Origin of the sequence: Rhodococcus sp. NPDC006774, from assembly GCF_040636045.1 — a bacterium.
In the GTDB taxonomy this organism is placed as follows: domain Bacteria; phylum Actinomycetota; class Actinomycetes; order Mycobacteriales; family Mycobacteriaceae; genus Rhodococcoides.
Window position 1 is genome coordinate 64,238 of the sequence record NZ_JBEYIW010000014.1, and the last position, 19,913, is coordinate 84,150.

The following is a 19,913-nucleotide window of genomic DNA, read 5'->3' on the forward strand; positions in this document are numbered from 1 at the left end:
TCCACTGAACCGAAGCGGCTCGTTCGACTTGCCGCGTGGAGCATTTCACGCACACCGAGGCAAGGATCGACAATGTCCGACCAGTTCAGCAAGTCCGACCCGACAACCGCGTTTCCGATGCCAGACCGGGCCGAGCAAGGACGTCTCGAGCACCCAGGACTGACCCGTGACATGGTCACCGTTCCCGACCATGGTGAGGATTCGTACCGTGGATCGGATCGTCTGCACGGCCGCAGAGCACTGATCACCGGTGGCGACTCGGGTATCGGCCGTGCTGTTGCACTTGCCTTTGCACGCGAGGGTGCCGACGTTGTCATCGCACACCTCGAATCCGAGGGTCCTGACGCGCAGACCACTGTCGACCTCATCGAGGGAGCGGGCCGGGCAGGCAGAGCCATCGCCTGCGATCTCACCGACGAGTCGCAGTGCGTGCAATTGGTCGACACCGCAGCAGAGGTACTCGGTGGGCTCGACATCGTCGTCAACAACGCCGCATTCCAGATGGCTCAGATGGGCGGGATAGCCGACATCACCACCGAGCAGTTCGATCGGGTGCTCAAGACCAACCTGTACGCCTTGTTCTGGATCTCGAAACGCGCTGCAGAGATCATGGACGCAGGATCGACGATCATCAACACCACCTCGATTCAAGCATCGAATCCTTCTCCGGAATTGATGGATTACGCCACGACCAAGGCAGGAATTGTGGCCTTCACCAAGGGCCTCGCCGGCGACCTTGCCGAGCGTGGAATTCGCGTCAATGCTGTTGCGCCGGGACCGATTTGGACACCGCTCATCCCCGCGACGATGCCGGTGGAGAAGTACCAGAAGTTCGGCGAGACCGTCCCGCTGGGGCGACCGGGACAACCCGCAGAGCTGGCACCGGCGTATGTCTTCCTGGCATCGAACGAATCGAGCTACATCACCGGCGAGACCATCGCGGTCACCGGCGGCACGCCCTTCAACTGATCCTGTCGCCGTCCGCTTCAGCGCGCCACGCGAGCAGCACACCGTTTCCCTCGGGTCGTCGCCACGGCAGGAACAGCGCGACGGCAAGCGCACATGCGACAGCGGCTCCGACGGTGACGAACGACGCGAGCTGAAAGCCTTCCAGGCAAGCAGCTTTCATCGCATAGATCAGGTCGGCCTTCTGTGTCGCGAAGATCGGGTTGGTCGGCGCTTTCACGATCTCGATCACGCTGACGACCGTCTCGCGCGCGAACGCCTTCTGATACGGCTCCATGATCGCGTCGGGTATCGCATCGATCTTCGGACTCACCTGTGCGGTGTAGATCGATGCGACGATCGACCCGAGCACGGCTACCCCGAGCGTCCCGCCCACCTCTCGCGTGGTGTCGTTCACCGCCGAGCCCGCACCTGCTTCGTCGAGCGTCACCGAGGACATGATCGACTCGGTGGCAGGGCCCTGCACGATCGCCAAGCCGAGGCCCATCAGAATCATCGAGACGAGAACCGGCCCCAGATAAGGCGTTTCGACTTCCACCTGCCCTGCGATGAACATTCCGGTGCTCATCACCATCAGCCCGAAGACGATCACGGCAGTGGTTCCGATGCGTTGCGCAACGATCGTCGCCAGCGGCGCACCGATTGCGATGGATACAGCGAAGGGCAGCGAGTGGATGCCGAACTCCAGTGGGGTCAACTCCATCACCCCCTGGAAATACTGGGTGATCATGAACAGGAAGCCGAACATACTGAAGTACGCCACGGCAATTGCCAACGCGGGCAGTGAGAATCGCCGGTTCCGAAACAGGTTCAAATCGAGCACCGGAGACGGTGTTCGCAGTTCCCACCAGACGAAAGCGACGATGGCAGCCGATCCTGCCAGGTAGGCTCCGACGCTCGTTGCAGACAACCAACCGTTGTGTGGCGCTTCGATGATCGCCCAGACCAGCACGGTGATGCCCGCCAACGACAGCGCGATGCCCAGGGGGTCGTACTTGCCGACATGCTCTGCTTTGGACTCCGGCACGCAGGCCAGCGCAGCCACCAGAACGAGCAGTGCCACAGGAACATTGATCCAGAACACCGAATGCCACGAGAAGTGCTCGAGCAGGAATCCACCAGCCGTCGGGCCGATGGCGATGGCGAACCCGGCCATGGCCGTCCAGGCCGCGATGGCCAGCGCTCGCTCCTTGGCGTCGGTGAAGATGTTGATGATCAGTGCAAGGGTCGCCGGAAACACCGCGGCCGCACACACTCCCATAGCCGCTCGGGCCGCGATCACCTGGCCCAGATCGGCTGCGACGGCGCCGCCGACCGACATCACCGCAATACCCGCCAGTCCGACGACCATGATCTTCTTACGACCGTAGCGATCGCCGAGGTGACCGAACGCCAACAGCAATCCAGCGAACGTCAGCGTGTAGGCGTCGACCACCCACTGCAATCCGCTCATCTCGGCACGCAGCTGCAGTCCCATCGAGGGCAGCGCGACGTTGACGACGGTGTTGTCCAGCACGACGAGCAGCTCGGCTGCGCAGATCACGATCAGCGCGAGGTATCGCCGACGGAATTGGGGCACGTCCGCCAGGTGACGGGAGGTGGTGGATGACGACATCGGAATCCCTTCCACTATGACAGTTGGCATAGTTCCTGAAGGGAAGTTAGCTGTAACTGGAAGTTATAGCAACACCTGCCGCCCCGTCCTGGCCGGCATCAGCGGCCGGCCGACGCCTCCAGCACCGCCTCGAGCAGGGCCGACAACTCCCCCTCGGTCCGATCCAACGCCGTGGTGGAGCGCTGCGCCTTGGCCATGATCAGCGCACCTTCGATGGCGGCGATCGCGAATGTCGCCAACGCGTAAGACCGCTCGCGAGTCAATCCGCGCTGCCACAGAGACGCCGCTATCACGTCCTCCCAGGACGAGAAGGACTCACCTGCCGCGGCCACGGCCTGCGGCGCATGCAGCCCCTCGAGCGCGGCCGGCGCGACAGGACAGCCCGCAACGAAATCCGTGGCCAGCAGTTCGCTGCGGAATCCCTCCAGAATGGCCCGCACGGTCGCAGACGGACCGGCGGAAGCCAGGCCGGCCGAAATCATCGCGCTCATCGCGGCACCCGCAGTACGGGTCGCCTCTTCCACCAACTGAGGTTTGCCGCGGGGAAAATGGTGATAGATCGACCCGCGCGGCGCGCCCGCATGATCGATGACGTCCGCCAGCGAGGTGGCGTCCACGCCGCGTCGACGAAACAGGTGCGCGGCGCTGCGCAACATGTCGTCCCGAGCATTGCTTCGATTCGCCATCCAAACCCCTCCCGAGGACACCACAATGATTGACGTGACGCCTCGTTACATCTACAGTCCCTCTGTATCTATGTTGTCCATCATAGCTTGAGCCGCAGTCCAGGAACCGGAGAAACGCCATGTCCCCTGACACCGACGTGATCGACCTGAGCAGCCCGCTCACCCTCGCCTGCGGGCAGATCTTGCCGAATCGTGTGATGAAGGCAGCTCTCAGCGAAGGACTGTCCACCGCCGAGCACGGTCCGGACTCCCGCCTCGAAACGCTGTACCGCCAGTGGGGCGCGGGCGGCTACGGCCTGGTGGTGACCGGCAACGTGATGATCGACCGATCTCACCTCGGCGAACCGGGCAATGTCGTCATCGAGGACTACCGCGACCGCGACGCGCTGGCTCGTTGGGCGAAAGCAACGTCCGACGGCGGTGCCCCCATCTGGATGCAGCTCAATCACCCGGGCCGGCAGGCCAACCCGATCGTCACCCGCACCAAGCCCGTTGCACCGTCCGCGGTCGCCCCCAACATCCCGGGAATTCCGGCACCGCGGGCGTTGAGCGAGAACGAGATCCGCGACATCATCGGCCGATTCGCCACCGCAGCGGCCGTGGCCGAGACGGCCGGTTTCGACGGCGTCCAGATCCACGGGGCGCACGGATACCTGGTTTCGCAGTTCCTGTCGCCGCTGTCCAATCGACGCGACGACGCCTGGGGCGGCGACCTCGACGGACGGATGCGATTCGTACTCGAAGTCGTCCGCGCAATCAGAGCAGCGGTGTCCCCGAGTTTCGCAGTGGGAATCAAACTCAATTCCGCGGACTTCCAACGCGGCGGCTTCAGCGAGGAAGAATCACGCATCACCGTCGAGCATCTCGTTCGGGAATCCATCGATCTCATCGAAATCAGCGGTGGCAGTTACGAATCACCCGCGATGATGGGCACTGCGAGCACCCGCGATCGTGAGGCGTACTTTCTGGAGTACGCGCGGACGGTGCGCGACGCGGCAGGAACCGTGCCGCTGGCGGTCACCGGCGGCTTCCGCACCCGCTCGGTGATGAATGCGGCAGTGCAGTCGGGTGAGTGCGACATGGTCGGCCTCGGCCGTCCGACTGCCCTCGCCCCGGCCGTCGCGAACTCTCTGGTCGACGGCACGCTGGATCGTGTCGAGTCGCCGCGCGTGGCTCTTCGCGTCCCGTCGAAGTCCAGCGCGTTCAAGCAGATCAACGGCGCACTCGATCTGCAGTGGCACACCGACCAATTGCAGCTCATCGGCGCTGGACGGCAGCCGAATTCGAGCCGTCCGGCGTGGAAGACTGCCGCCACGATGATGCAGCGCAACGGCTGGGACGCGTTCCGCAACCGCCGAGGTGCCGCTCGGACGGACACATCTGCTGCCGTGACGAAGTTCCGCCGCGAGCGCTTGATCGGGAAGTACCTCGCCAATCCCATCGTGAACGGATTGACGTCCCTGGGAGTGACGACCTCCCTGGTGACCGACCTCGAGACCGTGGGACGCAAGACCGGGCTCGCCCGTCGCGTGCCGGTGTCGGCGGCATTCGACGATTCCGGTGCGTGGCTGGTATCGCAGCACGGCACCAGGTCCGGTTGGGGTGCCAATATCGCGAACATACCGGGAATCCGGATTCGAGTGGGCAACCAGTGGCGCAGCGGCACAGCCACATTCGTACCCGACGACGACGTCGTCGTCAGAGCGAGGTCGTTCTCCGGCAATCCCCTCCTCGGACGCATCATCGGAGCCGGCTTCCGAGCGCTCCAGACCGACCCGATCTCGGTCCGCATCGAGTTCGACGAATGACCAGTTCCTCACAATCGACTTAGGTTTGGTTTACTTAAGTCGTGAAGACAGTCCCCCACTTGTCCGTCTCCCTCGGCGCGTTCCTGGTTGCATCTCTGCTCTCGGCTTGTGGTGTCGACACCGAACGGGCGGCCACGAACTCCGCGACCCATTCGGCCACCACGCAGTTCGGCACCGTCGAGGTACCGGATCGAATCGAGTCGGTCGTCGTCATCGACGGACGACGCGACCTGGACATCGCCCTGGCGTTCGACTTGCCCATCGTCGGGATTCCGGTGGAAACCGAGGCTCCGCCGGAAATTCCCGGTCCACTGACCGAGCCCACCAGGATGCTGCTTGCAGACGGAGTGCCAGAGCTCTACCCCCGAAACACGGTCGATCTCGAAGCAATTGCCCGAGTGGAACCGGACTTGATCATCGGTCGCGACGAAGTAGTCGAGGAGATATACGACCAGCTCAGCGAAATTGCGCCGGTACTGCCGGTGGGCTCCACCGGCACCGGAGTCAGCTGGCAGCAGGACGTCACAACGATCGGCGCGGCACTGAATCTTCGGGACGAGGCGGAAACGATACTGAGCGAGTACACCTCTCGCGTCGACGAGCTCATGTTGCAGTATGCCGACGCGATCGCGAACACCGCGGTCCTGCCGATCAGTACGTCCGAGGAAGGTGGGATCTCGATAGGACGCGACCGGGTGACCTCCATCGTGCTCGAAGACGTGGGAGCCCGCTTCGCTTCCGCCTGGAACGACGCCGACCCCGAAATCGAGTACGGCCCGGAGAACGTCACTGCCGCATCCGACGCAGTGGCCATGATTGCCTCGATCACCTCGGAGCAGGACCTGCAGGCCATGAACGCCAATCCGCTCTGGAGTGGACTGCCTGCCGTGAGAGACGACCGCATCGTGCGGACCGACAAGTTCACCAACGACGGTGGACCACTGACCGCGCTGTGGACCCTCGGCCTGGTGGAGAAGCTCTACGCCCGGAGCTGACCGAGATGCATAATCACTCGATGGCACCGACTCCCCTGGGCACACTGAGAACCACCGACACCGGCTTCGCCCTCGAATTGAGCCGCACCATCTCGGCACCACGTGAGGACGTATGGGCACGCCTCACCGAATCGTCCCGGACGGCACTGTGGTTCGGTCCGTGGGAGCGGATCTCGCACAACACCGTTCGCGTCACGATGGCATTCGAGGAGGATGCGCCCGCGTCGGACATGATCATCGACGCGTGTGAGCCGCCGGGCCTCCTGGCAGTGCGGATGACCGGCGAGGGCCAGTGGCCTCTCGAGGTCCGTCTGACCGAGAGAGGCCCTGGGACCGTTCTGATGCTCGTACACAGCTGCACGAGCACGGACGGTCTGGGAGAGATCGGACCGGGGTGGGAGTACTACCTGGACATGTTCGTCGCGGCCGGAAACGGCGACCCACTCCCGAGTTTCGACGACTACTACCCATCCCAGCAGGAGTACTATTCGTCGCTGCGCCCGCAGTGAATCAATGGTGTCGGAGCGCGTCGATGAGCTCCTCCTTCTTCAGTTTCGAGTAACCCTCGAGGCCCAGTTCTTTGGCCCTGTCGGTCAATTCGTCCACGGTCCAGTCCTCGTAGGATCCGGACTTCCCTCCCTTCTCACCGATCTGATCCCTGCCCTCCTTCGCGGCCGCGTTCGAGATTCGAGCAGCCTTCTCCTTCGAGTTGCCCTCTTCTCGAAGCTTCTCGTACAGGGCCTGATCCTTCAGTTGCGGCTGGTCCCCGGTTTCGTTCTTCTTCGCCGGCATCGAACTTCCTCTCGCTGGACTGCATCGACTTATCGAATGCGCTACCCGGTCTGCACGACGACAAACCTCGTTCCGCGGCAGACGAGTGGTGTGCACCGAGCGTCATCGGGTAAGCGATCGAGATGCACTTCGATCGATCGGCCTCTGCGGGCCGAGACAACACCGGCCACCACGACACCACCGACGCAGACGATTCACCGCTCTCGGTGGGCGTGGTCAGTGACGACGGCTTCGCGTCGACCGTCGCGTCCGCCATCATCGACAAGTTGCCCGACCACGCGATGATCGACGGGCACCGGCGGGAACTACGGGTGTCCGGAGCGTCGGTTCCCCTCCCACCCACCGCGACCGGTGCCGCCCCACTCGGTCAGTGGCTGGCATCGGTGCAAGCCACCGACAACTACGACATCGTGTTGTGTGTGTCGGAAGTACCTCGCCGTCTCGGGTCGCGCCCGGTGATCGCCGAGATTCGCGGTGGCACGACAGGCGCGCTGTACGTGCCCTCTTTCGGAACGCTTGCGGTCCGGCGACGCGCCGTCACCGCCGCTCTCGCGGTGTTGCACGAGTTGATCGAAGCCGACGACCCCTCTCGGCAGCCGCGAAGATACTCTCGGTCTCGCTGGGCTCCGAGCGATTCCGGGGAAGGTGCCGAAGTTCTGCTGACGTCGAGCATGTTCGGCCGAACCAGGTTGGTATCAGGGATGATTCGGTGTAATCGCCCGTGGAGATTGGTTCCCACGTTGTCGGGTGCGCTTGCTGCCGCGAGCGCGGCGTCCGCCTTCGGCGTGTTCTACGCGAGCATCTGGCAGATGGCAGCGTCGATGAGCCTCGGACGACTGGCGATGATCGGAGTCACCGCGGTGATGGCCATGACGGTGTGGGTCATCTTTCCCAATGGGCTGTGGGAAAAACGCTCGTTCCGAAGCTCGACGATCGATCGCTGGATGTACAACGCAGCCACCCTCGGAACGGTCCTGACCGGTGCGCTCTGCATGTACGCGCTGCTGTTCGCGGTCGTACTGTTCTCGGCAGCAGTGGTCATTTCACCGGACTTCCTGACCGCGCAGATCGGTCGCGACGCGACTCTCGGCGACTACTTCGCCCTGGCATGGCTTGCCGCTTCGCTGGGCACGGTGGCAGGCGCGGTCGGCTCCTCCGTGGCAGATCGCGAGGACATCCTCGGCGCCACCTACGGTCACCGCGAACTCATTCGTCGAGAGTCGGCTACCGCGTCTTCGTAACCACCGACGAACCCTCGGCGTTGTGAGTGAGAACAACAAGATGTGGGTACGTTCGGGATATGCCATACCTCGAACGCGTTGCCGATGTCTTCGTCCTGAACCTCGGAAGTCGAGGTGTCGACGACACCGAAAATCGCATCAGCCCGGATTGGGTTGCCGAGATCAACACTCTGCTCGACGAGGTCGAGGCCAGTTCCGGTGCTGCTGCGCTCGTCACAACAGCGACGGGCAAGTACTTCTCCACCGGAGTGGACCTGTCGTGGGGTGCCGAGAACCTCGACCAGATCAACCGGTTCATCGGCACCGTGCAAGAGATGTTGGTGCGCTTTCTGACACTTCCGATGCAAACGGTCGCGGCCATGCAGGGACACACGTTCGGTGGTGCCGCATTCTTCGTGATGGCTCACGACCACCGAATCATGCGGTCCGATCGCGGCTTCCTGTGCTTCCCCGGTGTCAACATCGGGGCGACCTACAGCCCGGGAACCGTCGACATGGTGCGAGCGAGGCTGGCACCGCACGCCTTCCACGAGGCACTCACCACCGGCCGCCGCTACGGCGGACGCGACGCCATGGCACTCGGTTTGGTCGATGCCGTGTCGGCCGCCGATTCACTGCTCGACGACGCCGTCGCCCGCGCCGGCGACCTGGCCGGAACTCGTGGCGACGTTCTGGGCGAGATCAAACGCACCATGTACGCCGGTGAGATCCGTTCCCTGCTGACGCCTGTCGCAGGCGTCGACGAAATGGAATGGGCCTCGAACTAGGTGACGCCGTCAGTGCACCACGAGCACCGGACATTCGGCGTGATGCACCAAGTTCTGGCTCACTGATCCCAATATCGCTGCGGTGAAGCGATTTCGGCCACGGCTTCCCACGACCAACACCTGAGACGTAGCGGAGATCGACCGAAGTTCGTGTGCCGCCGAGGCACCGACGGACACTGCCCGGACCGGCACCGACGGATACTTGTCTCGATAGGCATCGACGTTGGCCTGCAACCACCGTCTTTCCGCCTCACGAAGGTGCTGCCAGTCGACGGAGGTGCCGTAGTCGAGTTGGTCGGTCTCGTGCACGGCACCCACGTGGACGGCGAGCAGCTCTGCATCCAGGATGCTCGCAAGCTCGAATGCTGCCGACAGTGCGCGCTTCGACGGCTCTGATCCATCGACCCCCACTGCGACGGGCGCCGGTTCGGATCCCGAGTCACGACGTTCGTGCCACACCAGCACCGGGCAGGTCGCGGCGTTGACGATTGCCGTCGGCGAATACCCGAAGACGATGTCGCGCAGTGGACCCGACTCGCATGCGCCGACGACGAGCATCGCCGCGTCCGCGGAGAGCGTCTTGGCCATACGTGCAGCCGACAGCTCCGATACCTCCGATTCGACCGCCACCTGGGGATCGACTCCGTGCACCACCTCAACAGCGCGAGCGAGTACGCCTTCGCCCTCCTGCCGCAGACGCGTCGGGAAGTCGGTGGTGTTCAGCTCGGCGGCGACGGCCGCACTCCACTCGTCTTTCGGTGCACCGTGGACGAGGCGCACCGATGTCGAGGCCGCCCCGGCGAAATGCGCCGCCCATTCGGCCACCCCCTTGTCCGTGGGCGAGCCGTCGACCACGACCGCGAGCGGTCCGTCGAATGTGGTTGCCGCGATCGTGTGGTCCATCGTTCCTCCGTTGGCCGAAGACGGTGTTCTGCGTCGTCTTCTACGATCGACGCTTCGTCCACGGCCCACTAGGGCATTTGGCCACCGTGATTGCGGGCACTTCGGGTCGGAACGGCTATGCCGGAGCAACCAGAGGTGCGACTTCGGTGCCGAGTAGTTCGATGCCGCGCAGAAGGTCGCTGTGGGCCAGCCGCGGATTTGTCATCTGCAACGACAGTCGGTCCACACCGCCCAGTTGTTCGCTCACTCGCAGAATCTTGTCGGCCACCGTCTTCGGATCTCCCATGAAGAACGCGCCGTTCGGACCGGAAGTGGCGTCGAACTGTTGCCTGCTCGGTCGGGCGAATCCACGCTCCCGAGAGATCTTGGTGAACATCTCGTTCCAGCCGGGGTAGATCGTGTCTGCCGCAGCCTGTGTGGTCTCGGCGACGAAGCCGAACACGTGCAGACCCACCTTCAGTTTCTCCGGAGGGTGACCCGCTTGGGCTCCGGCGCGCCGGTACAGATCGACGAGCGGAGCGAACTGTCGTGGTTCGCCGCCGATGATGGCGATCATCAGTGGGAGCCCCAGAAGCCCTGCGCGAGCGAAGGACTCGGGAGTCCCACCGACACCGACCCAGATCGGTAACGGATCTTGCAACGGACGTGGGTAGATGCCCTGACGGTTCAGCGCCGGGCGGTGCCGACCGGACCAGGTCACCTCGACGTTGTCCCGGATCTGCAGCAAGAGGTCGAGCTTCTCGGCGAAGAGCGAGTCGTAATCGGCCAGATCGAGTCCGAACAGCGGGAACGACTCGGTGAAGGATCCGCGTCCCACGACCAGGTCGATCCGGCCCTTGGAGATCAGGTCGAGAGTGGCGAACTCCTGGAAGACCCGAACCGGATCGTCGGCGCTGAGTACCTTGACTGCGCTGCCGAGTCGGATGTTCTCGGTGCGCGCGGCTGCCGCGGCGAGAATGATCGACGGAGCCGAGTCGTAGTACTCACTGCGGTGATGCTCGCCGATGCCGAACGAATAGAGCCCGACCTGATCCGCGAGGGCGATCTCCTCCAGCAGGTGACCCATTCGCTCCTCGGGAGCGATCACCCGGCCGTCGGTCGGATCGGTCACGGAAGAGACGAAGCTGTCGACGCCCAGATGCATGGTGGGACCTTTCGAGTCGGGATGGTCGCTTGCAACAGCATCAGTGAAGATTCAATTATTCCGATGCGAGATCGAGCAGGCGACTACTCTCCCCAACGCTTCAGCTCCTCCGCCGCGTAGTACATCTGCTGCGACGCGCCGAAACGAACGAGCAACTGCTGCTTCTCCTCGTAGAACCAGACCACGGTTCCGTAGAGGCCGCTCATGGGTCCATCGACCGTCGTAACACCGTCGCCGATCTCGAAACCGTCCATGTCCGACACCGTACCGAGGTGTCGGACCACGGCCGCGAACAGAGCACATTCCACAGTGAATCCGCCCGTGGTGACCGATCACGGTTTCGGGAGCACACAGTCACTGGCTCCCAGGTCGAGCGTCCCAGCCTTCAGGCAGGTAGCCAGCGCCGCGATCGGCGGTGCATAGCTCGCGCCCGCGACTACCGTAATCTTGCCATCTCGGTCTACCTCGCAGGGTTCGTCGATGAGACACTGACCACCGGAAGTGTTGTGCGAGTTGTTGATTCCCACTATCTTGTTGGTCTTTCGATCTATCACAGCAGCACCGGACGCGCCGGGTTGCGAAGAGCATTCCGTTGAGTAAGACATGACGTCTCTCGTTTGGAGCCCAGCCTCCATCACGGTGGGTACCACTCGCGCCACCGAGCATTGGACCGACGTTCCGACAGCCGCCGCCACCACCTCGATCTCTTGGCCGACCCTAGCTGGCTCGGGATCCAACATGCGCCCCCTGATACCGAAATCCGCATCGATCTCACCGTAGGTTTTACTCAACTGAAGGAGTGCCACGTCCGTCTCGGTCATAGTCCAATAGACGCGCTTCTCGACTTGCACGGCGGCGATACCTGCGCCTTCCGCATCCGATAGATTGACCGATTCCTGCAAAGGCTTGTCGATATTTGCCCTCCCGAGCACGCTGTCGTCGAGCGAACAATGCCCGTTGGTCAAGAACAAAGCCTTGTCTTCCTTGGACATTCCGTCATCGATGACGAGTGAACCCGAACAGCCGTCGAAGGTGCCCGTTCCAAGGTACGAAATATCCTCGGCAGTCGGCGGCGGGTCTGAATCTCCCGGATTCGCAGAGCACCCGACCACGCCTGCAAGGACACTTGCCAGCGCGCCTACTGTGACGATCCGAAACATGAACGTTCGCATACTAGCTCTCCTCCCGCGCCAGGCACTCGGAATCGTACGGAGCGGATCCCTGCAGAAATTCGGATATTCTTTTGGCACCGCATTCGGTGAAAATCGATGCACTGTGCCTAGAATCGTTCGTAGTGAACAACGAGCCATTCAAGATATTTCTGGCTTTTTCGGCTCCGGCATACGGCGTTGTCGATTCGTACCGGTGTGCTCCGATCTGAAGCGGACTGCTCTTTCCCGCCGTGGACCAATCCGGGCGGTCTGTCGAGAACGGCCAACCCGCGCAGATCGAGGACGGCGCACGCTCGATCACCAGATTGTCGGCAGGTGTCTCGGCACGCCACTCCATGTATCGATTCCACACGTCGTCCGCATCACGACCACCCTCGGACAATGCACAGAAGACAGGAGTGTACGACTCGTTCGAGCCGGCCAGTTCCGAATCGATCTTGTCATCGAAGAACAGAGGATTGCTTTCTCCCCCTACAGGAATCAGTTTCGACGGCAGTTGTCCGTCTCGCAACGTCAGCAAAGATCGCGCCGCCATCGCAGGCGGGTCGAGCAGCAGCGACAGTATGTCGTTGCGCATCAGAACGGTGTCTCCGCTCTTGTACCTCGATTCCGCGTCGTCGACGATCTTTTCGACCGAAGCGCGGGTCGATTCCTCGGTGTCTCCGAGGTTGTAGAACCGTTGATTCTGCGCGAGGTACGCAAAGAGTTTTCGATTGGATGAGCGGCTGAGCTCATCTTGGGACACGTAGTCGGAGCCGTCGCGAAACTCCGGATCCAGGATCGAATCGAGCCACATTCGCGAGACTTTGTCGTCGAACATCGCTCGATACGTCATACCGACGACGGTTCCGTATGACACGCCGTAGTAGGCCATCTGCTCTTCACCGAGAGCCTCACGAACACGATCGACGTCGCGGGCGATGTTCGGGGTGGTGATCTGCCGCACGTACTCCGGCTCGCATTCGACCAGTGCCTTGTTGGCCTGGGACGTCCAGTCGAAGCCGGCATCGAAGTCCACCTTCTGCGTACCGGTCGCGCTGGGGTGCGGAACAGATGTCGGCGGACAGTTCAACGGTGTACTGGCACCAGTGCCGCGGTAATCGAAACTGACGATGTCGTACTCACGGACCGCATCCCGTATCGGACGGTCGGCCAACTCCAATGGGTACGTGATGGAACCCTGCCCGGGCCCACCTTGATGCGTCATCAACACACCTCGCCGTTTTTCCGGGTCCGCTGCACGGAGTCGAGAAAAGGTGAGTGCGATCTTTCGCCCGTCAGGCTCGGCATAATCCATCGGCACGTCGATCGTCGCGCATTCCAGCTCTCGGGTCGCGGAAGCGCCGCCGAGAGCGTCGAACTTGGCATCGAAGTCCAGGATCACGTCGTTGCAGGGTTTCATGTCGACCCGTGGAGTCGGGGCTGGTGACCATTCGGGCTCGGCCTGGGCTACGCCCGACGTCAGACCAGCCGCGACAACCGAACCGACCACAGCCACTCGGACGCTCCCACGAGTAATTCTCGAAAGTTTCACGCTTCCAACTTCGTCTGCCGATGTCTTCACACCGTCTCTGTGGCGTCCGGCGTCTGTACCAATCGCGCGCGAAGGGTGTAACAGCCGGATGCAGGCAGGGGTGGTCCGGGGGAACGGCCGATGGTCGCTTCTGCGAGTCGAGCTAGGCCTGCGTCACGAGCCTGGCAATCCACTCGATCAATTCGGGGTAGGCAGCGACGTTCGTGGCCGGATGATCGAACGCGGGCACCAGATCGGTTCCGAAGTCGAACTCTCGGACGGTCATGTCCGTGACGCCTGCGGCGCGCCAGCGGTCCGTCAGGAGCCGGCTCTGCTCGATCTCGACGGACGCGTCGTGAACGCCGTGCACGATCATCACGGGTGCGACGGGCGCGGTGAATCCGATGGTGTTCTCCTCCGCCAGCGGACCCAGCACGGGCCCGGCCATGAGTGTTCCCAGGGAAGAGCCGTCAGCAGTCAGGTCCTCGGATCGCAACGGTCCGTAGGTGAGAGCGTCGATCGTGCAGAAATTCTGTGCCGCATCGAGAGCTGCCCGCCCGCGATCGTTGAACAGTGCCCGAATCTGTTCGGCCCGGTCGGGGTGAGCGCCGATCAGGCCGCCGATCGTGTACAGCATCGTCGCGGCGGACTCTGAGCCGTCCTGGCCGTCGACACGCAGCACCGGATCGGTCGGTGCGGCACCGACGAAAGCACCGACCACGGAAACATCGGGCGCGTAGGTGGAAGCGAGCTCTGCAGCAGCGGCCGACGCGACGCCGCCCGCCGAGTAGCCGTAGAGCACGACGGGCGCGTCGGTCTCCCGTGCCGCAGCCCGTGCCGAGTCCAGCACGGCACGGGCACTGGCGATCCGACCCAGAAACTCGTATTCGCCAGGGGTTCCCAGCCCTTGATAGTCCGTCGTGACCACCTGATACCCCTGCGCCAGTAGTGGCAGCAGTGCCGGCATCGTGGTTGTCAATCCCAGCTGCGACGAGCCCGAGCAACGATCGGCAACCCCGTAACTGCCTGGCGCATAAGCGATCACGGGCCGGGGCCCGGGACCGGACCACGCACGCGTCGGCGTGACCAGCAGCCCCGACACCGCCACCGCTTGATCGCGGGGATCGGCCGATCGGTACAGAATGCGCTCGGTGTGCGATCCCAGAACGTCGAGCTGCGGCACGGGTTCTCGGCGCACGATGGACCCGGGAGCGTATGCCTCCAGGCCGACGACGGGCTCACCGTAGAAGTCGGCACCACCGGGAGCCGCCGAGACGGGTGCGGCCGACAGGACGAAAGACCCGACAAGGACGGACAGGGCGAAGGTGACGAAAGGCAGTCTCATCTCGCGAGCCAGTATGCGGTCCGAAGTGCGGATCCGCATTCTGTGTCCGTGGATTGCGACACCCACGTCACGGTCGGAAAAACACCACAAAAATGCCCTTGCCAGTGTTTCCACTGGCAAGGGCATCTGTTGTGCGCCATCAGGGATTCGAACCCCGGACCCGCTGATTAAGAGTCAGCTGCTCTAACCAACTGAGCTAATGGCGCCGATCCGCACCGCGTGTTCTCTGCGGTGCGGGAGAAACATTAACAGCAGATGCCGCCAGATGTGAAATCGGCTGGTCGGAGCGCCTGTCGTGTCAGTTGAAGATCCTGCGAACCACGAGAACTGCCACCACTGCGCCCACTCCGAGGAGGGTGAACTTCACTGCCGGCTCGTTGAGCTTGGCCACCACGGACTGCTTGGTGTTGGCGACGATGTTCTTGGGGCTGGCACGGACGCTCAGCTCGTCCAGGGTGCTGGCGAGCTGATTGCGAGCGGCCTCGATCTCGCGCTCGATTCGGTCGGTGTCCTTGGCCACGTGTCCTCCAGCTTGTTGCAAATAGTCTCGGTCGCAGTCGAGCCTAGAGCACGACGATATTTCGATACTCTCGTGCGGTGACCGAATACAGCAAGCTCGAGCCGGGCGACACCGCTCCGGCGTTCACCCTGCCCGATGCCGACGGCAACGACGTCTCTCTCGCCGACTACGCAGGCAAGAAGGTGATCGTGTACTTCTACCCCGCCGCGAGCACCCCGGGCTGCACCAAGCAGGCCTGCGACTTCCGCGACAGTCTCACCGAGCTCAACGGCGAAGGCCTCGAGGTCATCGGCATCTCCCCCGACAAGCCGTCCAAGCTCGCCAAGTTCCGCGACAAGGAAGAGCTGACGTTCCCGCTGCTTTCCGACGAGGAGAAGACGACCCTGCAGGCGTGGGGCGCATTCGGGGAGAAGAAGAACTACGGCAAGGTCTACGAGGGCGTCATCCGCTCCACGTTCCTCGTCGACGAAGCAGGCAAGATCGAGGTGGCGCAGTACAACGTCCGCGCCACCGGCCATGTCGCCAAGCTCCGCCGCGATCTAGCGGTCTGAGACCTCACTCGTCCGAGCCGGCCAACCGCTGCAGGAACAACGCCTCCGCGACGGCCATCTTCTCGATTTCCGTCGGGTCCACGCTCTCGTTGGGAGCGTGGATCCGGCACCGAGGTTCCTCGACGCCCATCAGCACGATTTCGGCGTCCGGCAGCACCTGAGCCAACGCGTTGCACAGCGGAATGGACCCGCCCTGCCCCGCCGTCCCCATGGGATGCCCGAAGGCCTCCTCCAACGCCTCGGACAGCGCCGCGTAACCCGGCCCGTCGGTTCTGGCCCGAAACGGCGACCCGATCGCCTCACGCTCGACGGTGACCCGCGCATTCCATGGCGTACGCGCCTCCAGGTGAGCCACCAACGCATCCTGAGCCCGCTGCGGTTCCATTCCCGGCGGCACCCGCAAATTGACCCGTGCCGACGCACGAGGCGAGATCGCAGCAGCCGAACCCACGACCGGTGGGCAGTCGATCCCCAGAATCGTCAGAGCAGGCCGCGCCCACACCGCCTCGGCCACCGAGCCCGAACCCGCGAGCCCGACGCCATCGAGCACGCCGGCATCGGCACGGAACTGCTGGGCGTCGTACTCGACCCCGTCCCAGGTCTGCGTTCCGTCCAGTCCGTCGACCACGGTGTCGCCCTGCTCGTTGCGCAACGTCGAGAGCACCTGCACCAACGCGGCGAGAGCATCGGGCGCAGGCCCGCCGTACATGCCCGAGTGCACTTCTCCAGCAAGGGTTTCCACATGCACTACGACGTTCGCGATACCGCGGAGCGTGGTGGTGACCGTCGGCAGACCCACCTTCGCGTTGCCCGTATCGGCGATGACCACCATGTCTGCCGAAAACAGTTCGGGGCGCTGCTCCACGAGCGCTTCCAACCCACCGGTGCCCATCTCTTCCGAACCCTCACAGACGATCCGCACGCCGACCTCGAGCGACTCCCCCAGCGCCCGTAGCGCCAGCAGATGCATGATCACATTGCCCTTGCAGTCCGCCGAACCCCGCCCGTACCAACGACCGTCCCGTTCGGTGAGGTCGAAAGGCTCGGTGTCCCACAGTGTTCCGTCACCTGGAGGTTGAACGTCGTAATGCGAGTAGAGCAGAACGGTCGGCGCTCCCGTACGAGCCGGCCGCGAGCCGACCACCGCCAGTGAGCCGTCGACCGTCTCGATCAGTTGAACGTCGGGAATGCCCGCGTCGACGAAGGCCCGTTGCACCCACTGCGCCGCACCCGTGCATTCCTCTACCGGAAACTGCCGGGGATCGTGCACCGAGGCGAACCGGACCAACTCTGCCAACTCCGATTTCGCTCGAGGCATCTGCGATGCGATTGCAGATCGAACGTCGACGGATCGCGCATCGGCGGGCATGAATCCTCCAAACGAGAAAATGACAGACGGGCCGTAGCCAGTCTGTCATCACTCGTCACCGTCAGCCGCCGGAGAACTCCTGCTCGAACCACTGCCCCGTCTGTTGCCAGTGCCGGTCCCACGCTTCCTGCTCGAGCTGTTCGGGTGACTTGCCCGGCTCAGGAACGGGAACAGGAACGGTGAACTGTGGCGGATCCACCCTGGTCGGTGCAGGTGCCGGCTGCGGGGCTTCGGCAGCCGGACGTGGCGGATCCTGCGTTGCCCAGGCCTGGGTCGTCGGTGCAGGCTCGGCAACTGTCGATGCGTCCACTGTCGGGGGAATCGTCGCGAGCGGCGGCACAACGGCCGGCACCGGCGGCACCACCACCGCAACGGGATCGGACGTCGTCGGATCCGCCTGCCTGGTTGCCCCCGCCAGATCCGCACCGGCATCGCGTCGATCGACGCTCTGCTCTGCAGTCGTCTCGGATTCACCCGGCAACGTCGCAGCGACCGCGACACCTGCGGAGAGCACCCCGGCCAGCAGCACTGCGGCGAGCACGAGCTTGCGTCCGGATCCTGCCGACCGGGCCGGCTTCGCGCCTGCAACCGAAAGCACTGCGGGCACCGGAAGCTGCGTTACCGCCGTGTCGAGATCCGCAGCCTTCGTTACCTCGACGGTCTCCTCGGCCTCGGGTTCGGCGTCCGCAATTTCGGCGTCGGCAATCTCGGCATCGGCCTCGTCGGCTGCTACGACCTCGGCGTCCGCGGCTTCGACCGGCGTCGAGTCGGCGATCGCCGATGCAACCGGCGCAGCGGCCACCACTGCCGGCTCGTCCCGATGTGCCAGCAGCGCAGCTCCTCGCGCCGCGACCTGGTCCGCAGCACCCACGCGTACGACGGCAACGCCGAGCCCGAGGGACAGGATGTCGACCAGGTCTCGACTACTCGACGAGTCACCGAACAGGGCCACGAACTCGGGCTTCTTGCCGGATTGATCCACCACTTCCCACGCCAGTGGAATGGTGCTGCCGATTCGCTCGGGCGACATGGAGTCCAGCGCAGCAGTCTTCGCCGGAGTGATCGAGGCGTCGGCTGCGTCGGCGAGAGAGATGGAGACGCCCGCCTCGCCCATGTAGTACAGAAGGACGGTCTTCGCGTCGGCGAATTCCTTCGAGGTTGCGAGCCAGCCGAGGAACGACTCGGACGCGGACGACAGCACTGCGGATTCGTCCCCCAGGGCTGCTGCGAACTCGGCGCGCTCGGCTTCGGTTCGATACACCACGCCCACTGCGTCGACGTCGGCGTCGAGGGTCGCGGCCTCGGCACGCATGATCTCGATCGCTTCGGTCAGTACAGTGGCCGCGTCTGGGTCGAGTGGCGTCGTCCGATCGGCGAGAACCTCGCCTGAGGCCGGCTCGACAAGAATCGTCTGCATCGAGCCAGATTCGATCGCTATACCAATGGTTGCCATGGCAGTCTCCCTGTGCTCAGGGTGGAGGCACCCGACCATGAACGTCATCCAGCGGATCCGAACGACGATCACCCTGCACGGAATTTGATTCTGTTACCTAAACCATACCTGTTGACGGTTAAATTGGTCCAGATCCGTCTTGGAGTTTGTCACAGCAATGGGAACCAGCAATTGTCGTCGACCCCAGGTTTCTTCGAAACCTCCGGCTGAAACCCACGTCTCCGACCCGGAACCGGAGACTGCGGACGTGACCTACCGGACCGTTGTGGATAACGAGCGCTCTCGCCGGATAGCCTGACCGGGTGGAATCCTCTGCTCGTGCCCAGTCCTCGCGCCGTCTCGACGCCGCGCTCGAGTCGACGGCACAGACTCAGGAGCTCATGCCGCGACGACGTCCGACCCAGGAGCGGAGCCAGCGCAAGTTCGATGCGCTGCTGCAGGCCTCACGCGAGCTGCTCAGTGACGTGGGTTTCGAGTCGTTCACCTGCGAGGAAGTCGCGTCGCGCGCCGAACTCCCGATAGGAACGCTGTACCAGTTCTTCGCCAACAAGTACGTCATCGTCTGCGAGCTCAACCGCCAGGACCTCGTGGGGGTGCAACAGGAACTCGCCGAGTTCGACGGCGAGGTCCCATCTCTGGATTGGGTGCGGTTCCTCAACAACTTCGTCGACCACATGGCCGGCATGTGGATGACCGATCCGTCTCGCCGTGAAGTGTGGCTCGCCATGCAGTCGACACCGTCGACGCGCGCAACCGGGGTGATTCACGAGCGGGAGTTCGCCGAGCAGGTCTCGCGCATGCTCGGACCGCTGACTCCCCGCACGCCTCGGCATCGCCGCAACCTCATGGCCCAGGTGTTGGTGCACATCGTCTACTCGATGCTCAACTTCTCCGTGCAGGACGGCCAGAGCCACGAGGACGCCGTCGCCGAGCTCAAACGCATCATGATGGCCTATCTGCTCGTCGCAGAGAAAGAGAGCAGGCGTTCCGGTGGCTCGGCGAGCGAGAACGAGCAAGGCTGAGCAACCCGAGCCCGCACAGACGAAAGGCCCGCCCGATCACCTGGATCGGAC

The 19,913-nt window shown here is 63.6% G+C and carries 20 protein-coding genes and 1 tRNA gene; 8 read left to right on the plus strand and 13 right to left on the minus strand.

What is annotated here, in order from left to right; translation table 11 throughout:
• Positions 1 to 72 precede the first annotated feature (72 nt).
• On the plus strand, positions 73 to 969 hold the full coding sequence (locus tag ABZ677_RS19990; protein ID WP_358372514.1) for an SDR family oxidoreductase: 897 nt from the start codon (positions 73 to 75) through the stop codon (positions 967 to 969).
• Here ABZ677_RS19990 and ABZ677_RS19995 read toward each other — a convergent pair.
• Positions 962 to 2,581, minus strand: coding sequence for an MFS transporter (locus tag ABZ677_RS19995; protein WP_358372517.1), 1,620 nt, complete (start codon positions 2,579 to 2,581; stop codon positions 962 to 964). The two genes, ABZ677_RS19990 and ABZ677_RS19995, sit on opposite strands and share 8 nt — an antisense overlap.
• 98 nt (positions 2,582 to 2,679) lie before the next feature.
• Positions 2,680 to 3,267: a TetR/AcrR family transcriptional regulator gene (locus tag ABZ677_RS20000; RefSeq protein ID WP_230596355.1), complete on the minus strand. Its 588-nt coding sequence runs from the start codon at positions 3,265 to 3,267 to the stop codon at positions 2,680 to 2,682.
• A 119-nt stretch (positions 3,268 to 3,386) separates the two neighbouring features.
• Here ABZ677_RS20000 and ABZ677_RS20005 point away from each other — a divergent pair, with 119 nt between their 5' ends.
• From ABZ677_RS20005 to ABZ677_RS20015, 3 genes are read left to right on the plus strand one after another with little or no spacing between them, the layout of a single operon-like run.
• On the plus strand, positions 3,387 to 5,075 hold the full coding sequence (locus ABZ677_RS20005) for a nitroreductase family deazaflavin-dependent oxidoreductase (RefSeq protein ID WP_358372520.1): 1,689 nt from the start codon (positions 3,387 to 3,389) through the stop codon (positions 5,073 to 5,075).
• A 41-nt stretch (positions 5,076 to 5,116) separates the two neighbouring features.
• Positions 5,117 to 6,070: an ABC transporter substrate-binding protein gene (locus ABZ677_RS20010; RefSeq protein WP_358372523.1), complete on the plus strand. Its 954-nt coding sequence runs from the start codon at positions 5,117 to 5,119 to the stop codon at positions 6,068 to 6,070.
• A gap of 20 nt (positions 6,071 to 6,090) precedes the next feature.
• Complete coding sequence (locus ABZ677_RS20015; RefSeq protein WP_358372526.1) at positions 6,091 to 6,579, plus strand: SRPBCC family protein; 489 nt, start codon at positions 6,091 to 6,093, stop codon at positions 6,577 to 6,579.
• Between the two features lies 1 nt (position 6,580).
• Here the strand turns inward: ABZ677_RS20015 and ABZ677_RS20020 are convergent, their stop codons facing one another.
• Complete coding sequence (locus ABZ677_RS20020) at positions 6,581 to 6,862, minus strand: Rho termination factor N-terminal domain-containing protein (RefSeq protein WP_037193228.1); 282 nt, start codon at positions 6,860 to 6,862, stop codon at positions 6,581 to 6,583.
• Positions 6,863 to 6,984: 122 nt separating this feature from the next.
• Here ABZ677_RS20020 and ABZ677_RS20025 point away from each other — a divergent pair, with 122 nt between their 5' ends.
• Positions 6,985 to 8,103: a hypothetical protein gene (locus tag ABZ677_RS20025; protein ID WP_358372530.1), complete on the plus strand. Its 1,119-nt coding sequence runs from the start codon at positions 6,985 to 6,987 to the stop codon at positions 8,101 to 8,103.
• A 59-nt stretch (positions 8,104 to 8,162) separates the two neighbouring features.
• Positions 8,163 to 8,870, plus strand: coding sequence for an enoyl-CoA hydratase/isomerase family protein (locus ABZ677_RS20030; protein ID WP_358372533.1), 708 nt, complete (start codon positions 8,163 to 8,165; stop codon positions 8,868 to 8,870).
• 9 nt (positions 8,871 to 8,879) lie between these two features.
• On the opposite strand, the gene ABZ677_RS20035 is transcribed toward ABZ677_RS20030, so the two are convergent.
• From ABZ677_RS20035 to ABZ677_RS20070, 8 genes are all read right to left on the minus strand, one after another.
• On the minus strand, positions 8,880 to 9,773 hold the full coding sequence (locus tag ABZ677_RS20035; protein ID WP_358372536.1) for a universal stress protein: 894 nt from the start codon (positions 9,771 to 9,773) through the stop codon (positions 8,880 to 8,882).
• A gap of 115 nt (positions 9,774 to 9,888) precedes the next feature.
• The gene (locus ABZ677_RS20040) at positions 9,889 to 10,917 is read right to left on the minus strand and encodes an LLM class flavin-dependent oxidoreductase (protein WP_094741630.1); all 1,029 of its coding nucleotides are present in this window, start codon (positions 10,915 to 10,917) and stop codon (positions 9,889 to 9,891) included.
• A gap of 83 nt (positions 10,918 to 11,000) precedes the next feature.
• On the minus strand, positions 11,001 to 11,171 hold the full coding sequence (locus ABZ677_RS20045) for a hypothetical protein (protein ID WP_358372539.1): 171 nt from the start codon (positions 11,169 to 11,171) through the stop codon (positions 11,001 to 11,003).
• Between the two features lie 78 nt (positions 11,172 to 11,249).
• Positions 11,250 to 12,089, minus strand: a complete 840-nt coding sequence (locus ABZ677_RS20050) for a serine protease (RefSeq protein WP_358372541.1) — start codon at positions 12,087 to 12,089, stop codon at positions 11,250 to 11,252.
• 1 nt (position 12,090) lies between these two features.
• Positions 12,091 to 13,587, minus strand: a complete 1,497-nt coding sequence (locus tag ABZ677_RS20055) for an alpha/beta fold hydrolase (RefSeq protein WP_358372544.1) — start codon at positions 13,585 to 13,587, stop codon at positions 12,091 to 12,093.
• A gap of 178 nt (positions 13,588 to 13,765) precedes the next feature.
• Positions 13,766 to 14,947, minus strand: a complete 1,182-nt coding sequence (locus tag ABZ677_RS20060; RefSeq protein WP_358372547.1) for a lipase family protein — start codon at positions 14,945 to 14,947, stop codon at positions 13,766 to 13,768.
• Positions 14,948 to 15,079: 132 nt separating this feature from the next.
• Positions 15,080 to 15,153 (minus strand) — tRNA-Lys (locus ABZ677_RS20065).
• Positions 15,154 to 15,245: 92 nt separating this feature from the next.
• Positions 15,246 to 15,467: a DUF3618 domain-containing protein gene (locus ABZ677_RS20070; RefSeq protein ID WP_032375974.1), complete on the minus strand. Its 222-nt coding sequence runs from the start codon at positions 15,465 to 15,467 to the stop codon at positions 15,246 to 15,248.
• Between the two features lie 77 nt (positions 15,468 to 15,544).
• On the opposite strand from ABZ677_RS20070, the gene bcp reads away from it, so the two are divergent.
• Positions 15,545 to 16,018 carry a thioredoxin-dependent thiol peroxidase gene (gene bcp / locus ABZ677_RS20075; RefSeq protein ID WP_358372550.1) on the plus strand — a complete coding sequence of 158 codons (474 nt, stop codon included), beginning with the start codon at positions 15,545 to 15,547 and terminating at the stop codon, positions 16,016 to 16,018.
• A gap of 4 nt (positions 16,019 to 16,022) precedes the next feature.
• Here the strand turns inward: bcp and ABZ677_RS20080 are convergent, their stop codons facing one another.
• Both ABZ677_RS20080 and ABZ677_RS20085 read right to left on the minus strand, forming a co-directional pair.
• Complete coding sequence (locus ABZ677_RS20080; protein ID WP_358372553.1) at positions 16,023 to 17,387, minus strand: dipeptidase; 1,365 nt, start codon at positions 17,385 to 17,387, stop codon at positions 16,023 to 16,025.
• Positions 17,388 to 17,448: 61 nt separating this feature from the next.
• A complete protein-coding gene (locus ABZ677_RS20085) occupies positions 17,449 to 18,840 on the minus strand; it encodes a hypothetical protein (protein ID WP_358372556.1) in 1,392 nt (463 codons plus the stop codon).
• A 302-nt stretch (positions 18,841 to 19,142) separates the two neighbouring features.
• On the opposite strand from ABZ677_RS20085, the gene ABZ677_RS20090 reads away from it, so the two are divergent.
• On the plus strand, positions 19,143 to 19,862 hold the full coding sequence (locus tag ABZ677_RS20090) for a TetR/AcrR family transcriptional regulator (protein WP_037193331.1): 720 nt from the start codon (positions 19,143 to 19,145) through the stop codon (positions 19,860 to 19,862).
• Positions 19,863 to 19,913 lie beyond the last annotated feature (51 nt).